General features: G+C 66.2%; 16 protein-coding genes. 8 read left to right on the forward strand and 8 right to left on the reverse strand.

Annotated elements, in window-relative coordinates; translation table 11 throughout:
* The 3 genes from VFH65_RS30395 to VFH65_RS30405 form a co-directional block, all read right to left on the reverse strand.
* Positions 1–1,646, reverse strand: a 1,646-nt coding sequence (locus VFH65_RS30395; RefSeq protein ID WP_353327006.1) for an FUSC family protein, incomplete at its 3' end; no start/stop codon positions are given.
* Positions 1,636–2,157, reverse strand: coding sequence for a hypothetical protein (locus VFH65_RS30400; protein WP_353327008.1), 522 nt, complete (start codon positions 2,155–2,157; stop codon positions 1,636–1,638). The genes VFH65_RS30400 and VFH65_RS30395, both read right to left, overlap by 11 nt.
* On the reverse strand, positions 2,150–2,716 hold the full coding sequence (locus tag VFH65_RS30405; RefSeq protein ID WP_353327010.1) for a TetR/AcrR family transcriptional regulator: 567 nt from the start codon (positions 2,714–2,716) through the stop codon (positions 2,150–2,152). Before VFH65_RS30405 ends, VFH65_RS30400 begins: the two co-directional genes overlap by 8 nt.
* Before the next feature lie 97 nt (positions 2,717–2,813).
* Here VFH65_RS30405 and VFH65_RS30410 point away from each other — a divergent pair, with 97 nt between their 5' ends.
* From VFH65_RS30410 to VFH65_RS30440, 7 genes are all read left to right on the forward strand, one after another.
* Positions 2,814–3,500 carry a TetR/AcrR family transcriptional regulator gene (locus tag VFH65_RS30410; RefSeq protein WP_353327012.1) on the forward strand — a complete coding sequence of 229 codons (687 nt, stop codon included), beginning with the start codon at positions 2,814–2,816 and terminating at the stop codon, positions 3,498–3,500.
* Positions 3,501–3,641: 141 nt separating this feature from the next.
* Positions 3,642–4,574, forward strand: a complete 933-nt coding sequence (locus tag VFH65_RS30415; protein ID WP_353327014.1) for a class I SAM-dependent methyltransferase — start codon at positions 3,642–3,644, stop codon at positions 4,572–4,574.
* Between the two features lie 94 nt (positions 4,575–4,668).
* Positions 4,669–6,069 (forward strand): aldehyde dehydrogenase family protein, encoded by a 1,401-nt coding sequence (locus tag VFH65_RS30420; RefSeq protein WP_353327016.1) that lies wholly within the window; start codon positions 4,669–4,671, stop codon positions 6,067–6,069.
* Between the two features lie 12 nt (positions 6,070–6,081).
* Positions 6,082–6,948 carry an SDR family oxidoreductase gene (locus tag VFH65_RS30425; protein WP_353327018.1) on the forward strand — a complete coding sequence of 289 codons (867 nt, stop codon included), beginning with the start codon at positions 6,082–6,084 and terminating at the stop codon, positions 6,946–6,948.
* Between the two features lie 10 nt (positions 6,949–6,958).
* Entirely contained in the window at positions 6,959–7,921 is a 963-nt protein-coding gene (locus VFH65_RS30430; protein WP_353327020.1) for an NADPH:quinone oxidoreductase family protein, read from the forward strand.
* Entirely contained in the window at positions 7,922–8,626 is a 705-nt protein-coding gene (locus VFH65_RS30435; protein WP_353327022.1) for a haloacid dehalogenase type II, read from the forward strand.
* Positions 8,623–9,108 carry a DUF456 domain-containing protein gene (locus VFH65_RS30440; RefSeq protein ID WP_353327024.1) on the forward strand — a complete coding sequence of 162 codons (486 nt, stop codon included), beginning with the start codon at positions 8,623–8,625 and terminating at the stop codon, positions 9,106–9,108. Before VFH65_RS30435 ends, VFH65_RS30440 begins: the two co-directional genes overlap by 4 nt.
* Here the strand turns inward: VFH65_RS30440 and VFH65_RS30445 are convergent.
* From VFH65_RS30445 to VFH65_RS30455, 3 genes are all read right to left on the reverse strand, one after another.
* A complete protein-coding gene (locus VFH65_RS30445; protein ID WP_353327026.1) occupies positions 9,098–9,943 on the reverse strand; it encodes a hypothetical protein in 846 nt (281 codons plus the stop codon). The two genes, VFH65_RS30440 and VFH65_RS30445, sit on opposite strands and share 11 nt — an antisense overlap.
* A 97-nt stretch (positions 9,944–10,040) precedes the next feature.
* On the reverse strand, positions 10,041–10,838 hold the full coding sequence (locus VFH65_RS30450; protein ID WP_353327028.1) for a tyrosine-protein phosphatase: 798 nt from the start codon (positions 10,836–10,838) through the stop codon (positions 10,041–10,043).
* On the reverse strand, positions 10,838–12,052 hold the full coding sequence (locus VFH65_RS30455) for an acyl-CoA dehydrogenase family protein (protein WP_353327061.1): 1,215 nt from the start codon (positions 12,050–12,052) through the stop codon (positions 10,838–10,840). Before VFH65_RS30455 ends, VFH65_RS30450 begins: the two co-directional genes overlap by 1 nt.
* A 79-nt stretch (positions 12,053–12,131) precedes the next feature.
* On the opposite strand from VFH65_RS30455, the gene VFH65_RS30460 reads away from it, so the two are divergent.
* Positions 12,132–12,593: a nuclear transport factor 2 family protein gene (locus tag VFH65_RS30460; RefSeq protein ID WP_353327030.1), complete on the forward strand. Its 462-nt coding sequence runs from the start codon at positions 12,132–12,134 to the stop codon at positions 12,591–12,593.
* A gap of 3 nt (positions 12,594–12,596) precedes the next feature.
* On the opposite strand, the gene VFH65_RS30465 is transcribed toward VFH65_RS30460, so the two are convergent.
* Together VFH65_RS30465 and VFH65_RS30470 are read right to left on the reverse strand one after the other, a co-directional pair.
* A complete protein-coding gene (locus VFH65_RS30465; protein ID WP_353327032.1) occupies positions 12,597–12,866 on the reverse strand; it encodes a hypothetical protein in 270 nt (89 codons plus the stop codon).
* Between the two features lie 29 nt (positions 12,867–12,895).
* A complete protein-coding gene (locus tag VFH65_RS30470) occupies positions 12,896–13,141 on the reverse strand; it encodes a hypothetical protein (RefSeq protein ID WP_353327034.1) in 246 nt (81 codons plus the stop codon).
* Positions 13,142–13,173: the final 32 nt, after the last annotated feature.

The raw sequence follows: 13,173 nt of genomic DNA on the forward strand, positions 1-13,173 counted from the left end.
CTGGCGTCCTCGATGGCCTTGGACACCTGTGTCTTCGCCCCTCGCGGCCACAGCAATACCGACACCACGACGCCAACCAGCGCGCCGACCACGACGTCCTCGACGCGGATCAATCCGACCTGCCAGCCGGTCGGCACGATCAGGTTGAAGTTGATCAGCACCATCATGGTGAACGCGGCCTGCCCTGCGACGAACGACGCGACCTCAGGCACGTACGCCGAGCCAAAAGCCACGAGCGGCAACATGATCCACAGCACCACCGGGTCAACGCCGAGCAGCTCGATGAGGATCGCGCCCAAGACGAACCCGACAGCGGTGCCTGCCACCGCGCGCAGCACCCGTGTACCCGTGGTCAGCGCGCTGCTGCGCAACACCGACATCGCGCCGAGAACCACCCAGAACCCGTGCTCCACCGGGAACACGTGGGTGACCGCAACGGCCAACGCCAAACCCAGCCCGGTGCGAAGACTGTTACGAAGCACCACCGTGCGAGTCGCGAGGAACCCCTTGGTGATCGCGGCAACCGCAACAGTTTCTGGCATCACCCAGTCGGCGGCGCCGGTCTCTGGCAACCGGCGCCCAAGTACCCGCGCCCATACCGGTCGGGCGTCCGCGGCAGCGGCGTTGCGGATGATCCGGCCGGTCACCGCGATGGTGGCCGAGATGGTGCGACGGTTCAGCAGCTCGCGACCGACCGCGACCGCGGCAGCATCGTCGCGCTCGCTCAGCAGCCGGTCGATGTCTTCGCGATAGGTGCCTTGCGCCACCGACCGCTGCGTGACGAGCGCTGCGCGAAGGTCTTCGCTGCGAGCCGTCCGCTCGGCCGGTACGCGCAGACGCAACACCGCAGCGCAGTCGCGCAGTACCCGCACCGCCGGCTCCCGCATCGCCCCCAACAATCGGCCAGTGTCCTCGTTGATGCGGTCGGACAGCCAGCCGAGGTCGTCGACCACCCGCACCAGCGCGCGGCTGCCCGCCGTCAACGCAACCGGCCGATAGTCAGCGCCGAGGAAGGTGTCGTACAGCGCGTTCATCGCCTTGGTGACGTCGCGTCCCGACGCCGTGCCCTCGATGCGATCGGCGAGTCGGTTGCACACCCGTGCCGCATGCCGTCGTAGATCGTCGTGATGGCGCGGCGGGAAGAGGAACAACGCGGCAGGCACGCACAGGGCCAGAGCGATCGACCACCCCAGCAGCCGCTCGGGTAGCGGGCCGACGGGCGTGCAGGCGGGTAGCACGAACATCAATAACGTGGCGCGTTGCCCCGCGGCGACGATCTCGCTGAGCACCCCGGCGAAGATCACGGCCACCCCGAGAATGAACATCAACGCGACGCTCAACCACGGATTCGGTGCGACCAGGGTGCCCAGCGTGATGAGGACCGCGCCGTTGAACCCGAGGCCGCCGTAGGCAAGAGCACGGGCAGGCCGGTTGCCCGGGAAGTCCACGAGTATCAGCAGCGCCACCGAACCGAAGATGGTGAACAGCGGTGTCTGAGACCCGCCGCCGACCGCGAAGCTGACCGCCGCCGCGATGGGCAGCACGATCGCCGCTCGCGCCGCACGCCGCAACGCGTCGAACTGGGGGTCACGCGCGCGCACACGATCGGCCACGTGGCGCAACACCGCGGCGGTTTCAGTGGGCAAGGATCTTGATCCCCAACACAAGAACACCGACACCGACCAGACCGGCGACGGCGAGCACCTGCTGCCACCAGGGCAGTTCGGTTCGGCGCACCGCCAGTAGTGCGATCACACCGAGTTCGGCGACAAGGACCCACGCCGCGATCCACGTCGCGGTGTCGGTGTCGAGTGCGCCGAGTCCGGAGACCACCAGGATCACGATCGGCAGGAACGCCGCCTCCAGGATCTGGCCGGAGGACTGCAGCATCCGCAGCGCAGCCCGTCCGCGCGGGGCCGCGCGGTACACCCCGACGTGGGCCACCCAGTCGGCGAGCAGGCTGGCGGCCCACAAGCCGCCGGTCGCCACCGCGACGTCGAGGATCCTCGCCCACGCGCTGGTTTCCTCGGTGGTGTATCGGGCCAGTACGGCAAGGGTCGCCAGACACGAGATGGCACCGTAAAGGCGTTCACGCAGTAGGGCGACGACGTGCTCGACCGGCTCATTTTCCGCCGCCGCCCGCGCCGCCCTAGTCACCGTCGGGCACCGAAGCGAATCTGCCCGAATCAAGGGCCTCAATTAGCTGGCCGGCGATCCACTCCAGCACGCCGGCGTCGCGCGGCAGGGTGGCCTGCTCATAGCCGACCAACAGGTACACCCCCCAAGCCGCGAACATCTGCGCCTGACGCTTGTTCTGCAGGATTTCGAAGGCCGATTCAAACATGATGTCGAAACGCTGTTGATCGACGGCGACCTGGATGGAGTACACCTGGGGGTCGACCGAACTCCACACCCGGATCGCGGCCTCAGCGCCGTGCGGCAAGGCCAACCCGACCTGGATCAGGCTGTCGATGCGACGGCGCGGATCCGGTTCGGCGCGAACCGCCTCCACGACCTGCACGGTGCGGGCCTGCATCCAGTGCCCGACCAGTTCCTTGGTGTAGGCGGACCAGCTGGGGAAGTAGTGATAGAAGGAGCCGGTGGTGACGCCAAGGCGATTGCACACCTCGGCGAGCTTCAGTCCGCCGTAGCCGAGGTCGGACAACACGTCGAGCCCGGTCTCGAAGTACGCCTCCCGGGATACGACGCTGGCCATGGGACGGGACCCTAGTTCGTCACCCAGCCGATCTCCACGACGAAATTTGGGGAACCGGCCTGAACAATTTGCTGAAACGACATGCCGATGTTTCCTAATGCCAATACCTGATAGACCGGGCAGTGAGCTGTGGCACAATTTGACCGTGCCGCAACATACGGCGAGCCGTGGCCCGGGTCGTCCCCCCGCAGCGAAGGCTGCTGAAACGCGAGAGCGCATCGTACAAGCCGCTCGAGAGGTCTTCAGCGAACTCGGATACGACGCCGCGACCTTCCAGGCGATCGCGATACGTGCCGATCTGACCCGCCCCGCGATCAACCACTACTTCGCGAGCAAGCGTGTGTTGTGGGCCGAAGTCGTGGAGCAAACCAACTCGCAAGTTGTTAGCGCGGGAATGGTGAGGGCGCAAAGTGAGACCGGTCTGCTCCGGCGGCTGTCCTCATTCTTCAGCGCGGCGATGCAGGCAGAATCCGAAGACCGTTCTGCGGCAGCCTTTCTCGTCACCTCGGTGCTGGAGGCGCAGCGGCATCCGGAGTTGAGCGGCGACGAGCACGACTCGTTGAAGAATTCGCGCGCGTTCGTGGCATGGGCAATAAACGATGCGATCGAGCGTGGCGAGCTCACGACGGACACCGACGTCAACTACCTCGTCGAGATGTTGGTGGCGGTGATGTGGGGGATGGGCTTCTACGCGGGATTCGTCGGCAACCACGACGAACTTGCCTCCGTGATGCACAAGTTCGAGCTGCTGATGGCCAACAAGCTCTGGAATCTGCACGAATAACGCTCGGCAATAGTTCGTTCCTGGGTGATTGCTGTCCACTTTCTGGGTGTCTACCTGCGGTGATGTGGCCCACATTTCGTATAGCTAGGCTAAATTATTAGATAGCATTGCGAACGAAATGACCGATTTGAGTGAGGCCCGATGAGCACGTTGCGCACCGACGACGACACCTGGGACATCGCCACCAGCGTGGGAACCACCGCGGTGATGGTCGCGGCCGCCCGCGCAGGCGAGACCGAACGGGACGACGCGCTGATCCGTGATCCGTACGCCAAGATTCTGGTTGCCGGCGCGGGGACTGGCGTCTGGGAGTCGATGCTCGACGACGAATTCGCCGCCAAGCTCGCCAATGCGGACGCCGAAGCCGCCGCGATCTTCGAGCACATGGGCAGCTACCAGGCCGTGCGGACGCACTTCTTCGACGAGTTCTTCGCCGACGCCGCCGCTGCGGGCATCCGCCAAATCGTCATCCTCGCCTCCGGCCTCGACTCCCGCGCCTATCGCGTGCAGTGGCCGGCAGGCACGGTTGTCTACGAGATCGACCAGCCCAAGGTGCTGGAGTACAAGTCGGCCACGCTGTCCGAGCATGGGGTGACGCCGTCGGCCCTGCGCCGCGAGGTCCCTATCGACCTGCGCCTTGACTGGCCGAATGCGTTGCGCGAAGCCGGTTTTGACGCGAGCGTCCCGACCGCCTGGCTGGCCGAAGGGCTGCTGATGTACTTGCCCGCCGATGCCCAGGACCGGCTCTTCGAGCAGATCACCGCACTCAGCGCGGCCGGCAGCAGGATCGCGGCCGAGACGATGGGCACTCACAGCGAGGATCGACGCCAGGAGATGCGGGAGCGGTTCGCTCGCATCACCGAGAAAATGGGCATGGAGCAGAACCTCGATATTCAGGATCTGATCTACAACGATCCGGACCGAGCCGATGTCGCGGTATGGCTCGGGGACCACGGCTGGCGCTCGGCCGCGCTCAATTCGCAGGACGAGATGCGGAGGTTGGGCCGCTTCGTCGAGGTTCCGAATCCGGACGACGACGCGTTCTCCACGTTCGTCACCGCCGAGCGCATCTAAGTTTCCGCCGCTCGCGGCGCAGAACTGGGCCTATTGGGCGGGCCAACCAACTGGTTAGGATCGGGTATTCCTCGGGTCAGGAAGGACACCCACCATGACCACAGAATTCGCCGCGCCCGCACAAACCAGCACCGACATCCCTGGCGTCGTCCGCCGACTGCGGGACACGTTCAAGACCGGCCGCACCAAGAGCATCGAGTGGCGCAAGCAGCAGCTCAACGCGATGGAGCGACTTGTCCTCGACAACGAGCAGGCCATCGCGGCCGCGCTGGAACAGGACCTCGGCCGCAAACCCTTCGAGGCATGGCTGGCCGACATTGCCAGCGTCGCCGGTGAGGCCAAGGACGCGGCGAAGAACATCCGCAAGTGGACGCGACGCAAGTACCGGAGGCTGGAGATGTCGCAGCTGCCCGGCCGCGGCTGGATCGAGTACGAGCCCTACGGCACTGTGCTGATCATCGGCGCGTGGAACTTCCCGTTCGCGCTGACGCTCGGGCCTGCCGTCGGCGCGATCGCCGCGGGCAACACCATGGTGCTCAAGCCGTCTGAGGTGGCGCCCGCGTCGTCGGCGTTGATGGCCGAGCTGGTACCGAAATACCTCGACAGCGACGCGATCGCGGTCGTCGAGGGCGACGGCAGCGTCAGCCAGGAACTGATCGCGCAGGGCTTCGACTACCTGCTCTACACCGGCGGAACGGAGATCGGCCGCAAGGTCTACGAGGGCGCTGCGGCGCACCTGACCCCGGTGACGCTCGAGCTCGGCGGCAAGAGTCCGGTGATCGTTTCGGCCGATGCCGACCTCGACGTCGCGGCCAAGCGGATCGCGTGGACCAAGCTGATCAACTCCGGCCAGATCTGCATCGCGCCGGACTACGTTCTGGCCGACGCGAAGATCCGCGATCAGCTCGTCGACAAGATCAAGGCCGCGGTGACGACGTTCGAGTCCGAGAACCCCGACGGCAAGCGCATCGTCAACGAGCGCCACTTCGACCGGCTGACCACCGCGCTGGCCGCAACCAAGGGCGACGTGGTGATCGGCGGCGGCTCCGACGCGTCGAAGATCAGCATCCAGCCCACCGTCGTCGTCGACCCGGACCCGGCCGAGCCGCTGATGACCGATGAGATCTTCGGTCCCATCCTGCCGATCGTGACCGTCCAATCTCTCGACGACGCAATCGCTTTCGTCAATGCCCGGCCGAAGCCGTTGGCGGCCTACCTGTTCACCAAGACCAAGAGCATCCGCGAGCGCGTGGTCAAGGAGGTCGCGGCGGGCGGCATGGTGGTCAACCACCTGCTGTTCCACTTCGCGACGCACAAGCTGCCATTCGGCGGCGTCGGGCCGTCGGGAACGGGCGCCTACCACGGCAGGTTCGGCTTCGAGGAGTTCAGCCACAAGAAGGCCGTGATGACCAAGATGACGCGACCCGACGTCGGCGCCTTCATCTATCCCCCGTATACAGAGAAGGCTTGGAAGCTCGCTAGACGGCTCTTCTAGAAAGGGAGATTGATGCCAGGAGTGCAGGATCGCGTCATCGTCGTCACCGGCGCCGGAGGCGGACTCGGGCGCGAGTACGCGCTGACGCTCGCCAAAGAGGGCGCCAGCGTCGTCGTCAACGACCTCGGCGGCTCGCGCGACGGCACCGGCGCCGGACACAACATGGCCGACCAGGTGGTCACCGAGATCAAAGACGCCGGCGGCCGCGCGGTGGCCAACTATGACAGCGTCGCCGAGCCCGAGGGCGCCGAAAACATCATCAAGACCGCGCTCGACGAGTTCGGCAAGGTCGACGGCGTGGTCAGCAACGCGGGCATCCTGCGCGACGGCACCTTCCACAAGATGGAGTTCGCGAACTGGGACGCCGTGCTCAAGGTGCACCTGTATGGCGGATACAACGTCATCCGCGCTGCGTGGCCGCACTTCCGCGAGAACGGTTTCGGCCGCGTCGTCGTGGCCACCTCGACCAGCGGCCTGTTCGGTAACTTCGGCCAGGCCAACTACGGCGCCGCCAAGCTCGGATTGGTCGGCCTGATCAACACGCTTGCCCAGGAGGGCGCGAAGTACAACATCAAGACCAACGCCGTCGCGCCCATCGCGGCCACTCGGATGACGCAGGACATCCTGCCGCCCGAGGTGTTCGAGAAGCTGACGCCTGAGTACGTCGCGCCGATCGTCGCCTACCTGATGACGGAGGAATTGCCTGACACCGCATCGGTGTTCATCGTGGGCGGCGGCAAGGTGCAGCGCACCGCGCTGTTCCAGAACGAGGGCGTGACATTCTCCGACGGTGTGCCTTCGGTGGACGACGTGGCCGCGAAGTGGGGCGAGATCACCGACCTGTCGGCGGCGCAGCGGGCCACCTTCAGCCTCGGCTGACCGGCCACACGTGAAAGCGCTTGTCGCGCGCGAGCTTTCGGGCCCTTCGGGTCTGGTCTACACCGACGTCGATGATTTGAGTGGCGACCAGTCGGTGATCGTCGACGTCGGCGCGGCCGGAGTGTGTTTCCCCGACCTGTTGCTGCTGCGCGGCGAGTACCAGCTTCGGCTGGAGCCCCCGTTCATCCCGGGCATGGAGGTCGCGGGCATAGTTCGCTCTGCGCCAGAGGAATCCGGCTTCAAGCCGGGCCAGCGCGTATCGGCCTTCACGATGCTCGGCGGTTTCGCCGAGCAGGTGGCGGTCGCGCCGGAGCAGGTGCTGCCAACGCCCGACGACGTGGACGACGCAGCAGCGGCCTCGTTGCTCGGCAATTACTACACAATGTATTTCGCGCTCGCTCGTCGCGGAGCGTTGCGATCCGGCGAGACGGTGCTGGTTCTCGGCTCGGCCGGTGGCGTCGGCACGGCAGCGGTCCAGATCGCCAAGGCGATGGGCGCGCGGGTGATCGCGATGGTGCACCGGCCGCAGGCGATGGACTTCGTGTCGTCGCTGGGCGCCGACGTGGTGCTGCCGCTGCGTGACGGGTGGCTCGAAGCCGTGAAGGAGGCGACCGACGGGCGCGGCGTCGACCTGGTGGTGGATCCGGTTGGCGGAGAGGTGTTCGACGACGCGATCCGTGCACTGGCCACCGAGGGCCGGCTGCTGGTGATCGGCTTTGCCGCAGGCGGGATTCCGACCGTCAAGGTCAACCGGCTGCTGCTGCGCAATGTGAGCGTCGTCGGTGTCGGATGGGGCGAATTCGTCAACCGGAATCCTGGCGCGCAGTCGTTGTTCGGCTTCGGCGTCAGGAAGCTGGTCGAGGCGGGCCTGAGACCGCCTGAGCCGATTCGGTTTCCGTTGTCGAAGGGCGCCGACGCGCTGCAATGTCTGGCCGATGGCGGCGTGCTCGGCAAGGTCGTACTGGAGCCGTAGGTGAGCCCGCGAGCTTTGGCCTTCGACGTGTTCGGGACCGTCGTCGACTGGCGCTCCAGCATCATTCGTGAGCTCGAGGAATTCGGCCAACGTCATGGTCTTTCGCAGGACTGGGCGACGTTCGCCGACAAGTGGCGCGCAGGCTATGCCCCGGCGATGGATCGCGTACGCCGAGGCGATCTTCCGTGGACGAGAATCGACGACCTGCACCGGGGCATCCTCGTCGAGCTGCTGCAGTCGGCGGGCATCACATCGGTCAGCGACGAGGACGTCGACAATCTCAACCGTGCCTGGCACCGGCTCGACCCGTGGCCCGACACCGTGGCGGGCCTGACCCGGTTGAAGGAGCGGTTCCTCATCACGACGTTGTCCAACGGCAACGTTTCGCTGCTGACCAACATGGCCAAGCGGGCCGGGCTGCCGTGGGATTGTGTGATCTCCGCCGAACTCTTCCGCCACTACAAACCCGACCGGGAGGCGTACCTCGGATGCGCCGACCTGCTCGACGTGGCGCCGGCTGAGCTGATGCTCGTCGCCGCCCATCCCGGCGACCTGCGCTCGGCGCGCGATGCGGGCCTGATGACCGGATATGTCGCTCGGCCACTGGAGTACGGGCCAGGGCGTGAGCCCCATCCGATCGAGGATGGCGAGTTCGACGTCGTCGCGACAGATTTTCTGAACCTCGCCGATAGGCTGGGCGCGTGAGCGCCGGCGGAATCGTCCTTGTAGCGCTAGTAATCGCCGTCGGGTTGATCGGCATCGTGGTGCCGCTGCTGCCAGGGACGCTGCTGGTGTTCGCCGCGATCGCGGTCTGGGCGATTGTCGAGAACAACGTCACCGGGTGGGTGACGCTCGGGGTGGTGACCGTGTTCTTGGCCGCTGCCACCTTGGTCAAGTACCTGTGGCCGATGCGGCGCATGCGCGCCGCTGACGTGCGGACGCTGAGCCTGGTCGCAGGCGCGGTGCTCGGAGTCATCGGCTTCTTCGTGATCCCGGTGCTGGGCTTGGTGATCGGCTTCGTGCTGGGCGTCTACCTGGCCGAGCTGGCCAACCGCCACGACCAAGGGCTGGCCTGGACGTCGACCAAACACGCGGTCAAGGGCGTCGCGCTGTCGGTCGGCGTCGAGCTGGCCGGCGCGCTGCTGGCGACCATGGCCTGGGTGGCCGGGGTCTATCTCACGCAGTAGTGCGTCGGGACCAAGCTGTGGCGAGTCGCCCAAGAACTGAGCCATCGGTGTCTGCGGCAGTCACGCGAATGACGATCCACCCCTGCTCGATCATTGCGTCGATTCGCCGGATGTCCTTGTCGAATCGCTCTCGGGTCATCCGATGATGCTTGCCCTCGTATTCCACGGCGATCTTGACTTCCCGCCAACCCAAGTCGACTTCGCCAATCAAGACGCCGTACTCGTTGTAGACGGGCACCTGTGTTTCGGGTGGCGGATAACCAGCTCGGACTATCAGCAGGCGAAGCCACGTCTCGCGGGGCGATTCCGCGCCTGGGTCGACAAGTTGGATGGCGGTGCGCGCCCGCTTGATTCCGGGCCGGCCGCGGTATCGCTGAAGTGACGTCTCGAGGTCGACCACCTTGAGTCGGGTCGCGCGAGCGAGGGAATCAATGGCGGCCACGGCGGTGTCGACCGGGTAGCGACAGGCCAGGTCCACCGCAGTACGGACGGGTGTCGTGACCGGCATGCCACGCAGCATGCAGATCTCGTCGTCGTCAACGGCGTCGGCCCAGACCGTAATACCCGGCGTGCGGCGGCGGTTCGTATCGATGATCGTGGCCGGCCGCGTCGCGTCGATCCACCGCGCGCCGTGTAGGGCCGACGCGCTGAAGCCTGCCAGTACGCCGTGGCCACGGGATCTCAACCAAGCGGCCTCAGCGCGCACGACAGCCGAGATCTCGGCGTCCCTCGCGATGTACACGTCGTGGTGCATGGCCACGTAGCGGGTGCGCAATGCGTGCCTCGTCAGCGTCCCCGCCGCCAGCGCCTTACTGCCGAAGAATGGCTCGGCCATGGCGAGAGTGTGCCGTGCGGCACCGACAGGACCGCGGTTGTAACGCTGTGGCGGAAAAACGGCCCGAAAACCGCCGTGACGTTACGAGCGCGGAGTGCTAGTCGAAAAGCGCCACGCGCAGCTTGGTGACGTCCTCGTCCGTCACTCCTGCCGCCGCGAGGTAGCCGCGCAGGCCGCCGTAGTTCTCCTCGATCGACCGGTGTGCGGCCGCGAGGTAGTCCTCACGCACACCCAGCACCTCGTCGGTCAGCCGCGCTTCGGCGAACGTGACCACTTCTGGTGTCTCCGAATGATCGCGCACCGACTCCAGGATGCGGTCGCGCAGCTGCGGCACCGCCGCATTGCTCCGCAGGAAATCGGCCACGATTGCGTCTGGTGGAACGCCAACCGCTTCAAGCACCGTCGCGACGGTGAAGCCGGTACGGTCCTTGCCCGCGAAGCAGTGGGTGATCACCGGCCGTCCATCGGCGAGAAGCGAAATCACCTGTCGCACAGCGCGTTGCGCGCCGCCCATCGTCGGAAACCGCAGGTATTCCTCGATCATGAAGCGGCCCGCCGCCACCGCGACATCCTCGTCGTCGGGCTTCTCACTCATCATCTTCTGAAACGTGGCCTCGTGCGGCGCCTCGCCGTCGATCGCTGAGACGTCGGGGAACGGAAGCAGGTGCACCTCGACGCCTTCGGGCACCCGCCCTGGTCCCCGCTTCTCGACCTCGCGGGGCGAGCGCAAGTCGGCCACATCCGTGATGCCGAGCCGCCGCAACACCGCGCGACCGCCCTCTTCGAGCTGGCTCAGCTCGCTGGACCGGAAGAACCGGCCAGGGCGCACACCCGTCTCCTCAGCGACATCGCGAAAGTTCCACGCCCCCGACAGTTCCCCGAGACCAACGGACACTACTGGGTCACCGCCGCCGCGAATGCCGACTTCTCTTTACCGATCTCCGCGCGTGCCACGGTGCGCATGTGCACCTCGTCGGGGCCGTCGAACAACCGCATCCCGCGGTGCCAGCTGTACAGGCGCGCGAGCGGGAAGTCGTCGCTGATGCCCGCCGCACCGTGCACCTGGATCGCCCGGTCGATGACGTCGCACGCCACCTTCGGGGCGACGGACTTGATCTGGCTCACCAGCAGGTGGGCCTCCTTGTTGCCGCGCTGATCGATGGTCCACGCCGCCTTCTCACACAGCAGCCGCGCCTGATCTATTTCGTTGCGGGACTTGGCAATCGACTCGCGCACCACACCCTGCTCGGCCAGCGGTTTGCCGAACGCGACGCGTTTTTGTACCCGGTCCACCATCAGCGCCAGCGCGCGCTCCGCTGCGCCAAGGGCCCGCATGCAGTGATGGATGCGGCCCGGGCCCAGTCGGGCCTGGGCGATCGCGAAGCCCGCGCCCTCCTCGCCGAGCAGGTTCTCTACCGGGACGCGGACGTTGTCGTATTCGATCTCGCAGTGCCCGTGCTGGTCCTGCCAGCCGAACACCGGCGTCGAGCGAACAATGTTCACCCCTGGGGTGTCGATCGGCACCAGCACCATCGACTGCTGCTGATGGCTGGCAGCGTCGGGGTTGGTGCGGCCCATCACGATCAGCACCTTGCAGCGCGGGTCGGCAGCGCCGGTCGTCCACCACTTGCGGCCGTTGATGACGTAGTCGCCGCCGTCGCGGGTGATCGACGTCTGGATGTTGCGCGCGTCGCTGGACGCCACCGCAGGCTCCGTCATCGAGAACCCGCTGCGGATCTCACCGGCCAGCAGCGGTTCGAGCCATTGCTTGCGCTGCTCCTCGGTGGCGAACAGGTGAAGGGTCTCCATGTTCCCGGTGTCGGGAGCGGCGCAGTTGATCACCTCAGGGGCGATCTCCAGGCTCCAGCCGGACAGCTCGGCCAGCGGCGCGTACTCCAGGTTGGTCAGCCCCGATATCGACGGCAGGAACAGATTCCACAGCCCGCGCTCTTTGGCCAGGACCTTGAGCTCCTCGACGACCGGCGGCACGGTGTGGTCGTTCGGGCCTGCCTCGGCCCGGTACTGGTGATAGGAGGCTTCGGCAGGGAAGACGAACTCCGTCATGAAGGCGGAAAGCCGCTTGTGGTAATCCTGCGCCTTAGCCGACATCGTGAAGTCCATGACCGCCACGATATGACACCTGTAAAAAGCGGGAACAACACCGTCGCGTCCAGCGTAGGAACCGGGTATGACCGAGAGCCGACCGCCGCTACCTCCGTTCACCCTCGAGACCGCCATCCAGAAGGCGCAGGCCGCCGAGGACGCCTGGAACACCCGCGATCCGGAACGGGTGAGCCTGGCGTACACGGTCGACTCCCAGTGGCGAAACCGCGACCAGCACATCGTCGGGCGCGAGCAGATCGTGGCGTTCCTGACGCGCAAGTGGGAGACCGAGCTGGACTACGTGCTGCGCAAGAGCCTCTGGGGGTTTCGCAACAACCGGATGGGCGTGCGGTTCCAATACGAATGGCGCGACGCCGCAGGGCAGTGGTTCCGCAGCTACGGCAACGAGCTGTGGGAGTTCACCCCGGAAGGGCTGATGTCCCGCCGGGAGGCCAGCATCAACGACGTCAAGATCGACGAATCGCAGCGCCGGTATTTCGGGCCCCGTCCCGAATCGGAGTACGGCCAGGACATCCCGCTGTGGTGACCGCTACGTCGTCGGGGGCTTGTGGGCCGTCGGGCTCTGGCCGGACTCCCACTTCGCCTCGAGCGCGCGCGTGACGCGGGTGCCTGCGGCGTATTCGACCTGGAACGTCTCACCGTCGTCGTCCTCAAAGGTGACGACGTAGGCGGCGCTGTCAGGGGTGGAGTCCTTGAATACGACTTTGTACGGCTGAGCCTGTCCGGTGCCGCGGTCAACGGCGACGATGTCGCCCGGCGCTACGTCGTCGATCCGGTCGTTGCTCGATATGTTCGACACCTCCTCGACGGTAGCCGAGGACGTTTCAGTCATTCGCTCGCAGGCGCGTCGATGATGACGTGGTGGCCGTGCCACCGGTGGCCGGGCATCACGACAACCGGCGGCCGCGCGATGGTGTTCGGCGTGGCGACGATGCCCGGTCGCGGCGTCGGCTGATACGAGTAGGTGCCTGCGTTGGCCATGCCCGCAAGGCCCAGGGCGGCGCCGCCGAGAACTCCGGCGCAGACGGCCGGCATTGCGATGTAGCGGGCGAAACGGTTTGTGGTGATGTTCATCTGAATTCTCCTGTGTGGTTGGGGTTTTCGTT

It is taken from the genome of Mycobacterium sp., assembly GCF_035697385.1.
GTDB lineage: Bacteria > Actinomycetota > Actinomycetes > Mycobacteriales > Mycobacteriaceae > Mycobacterium.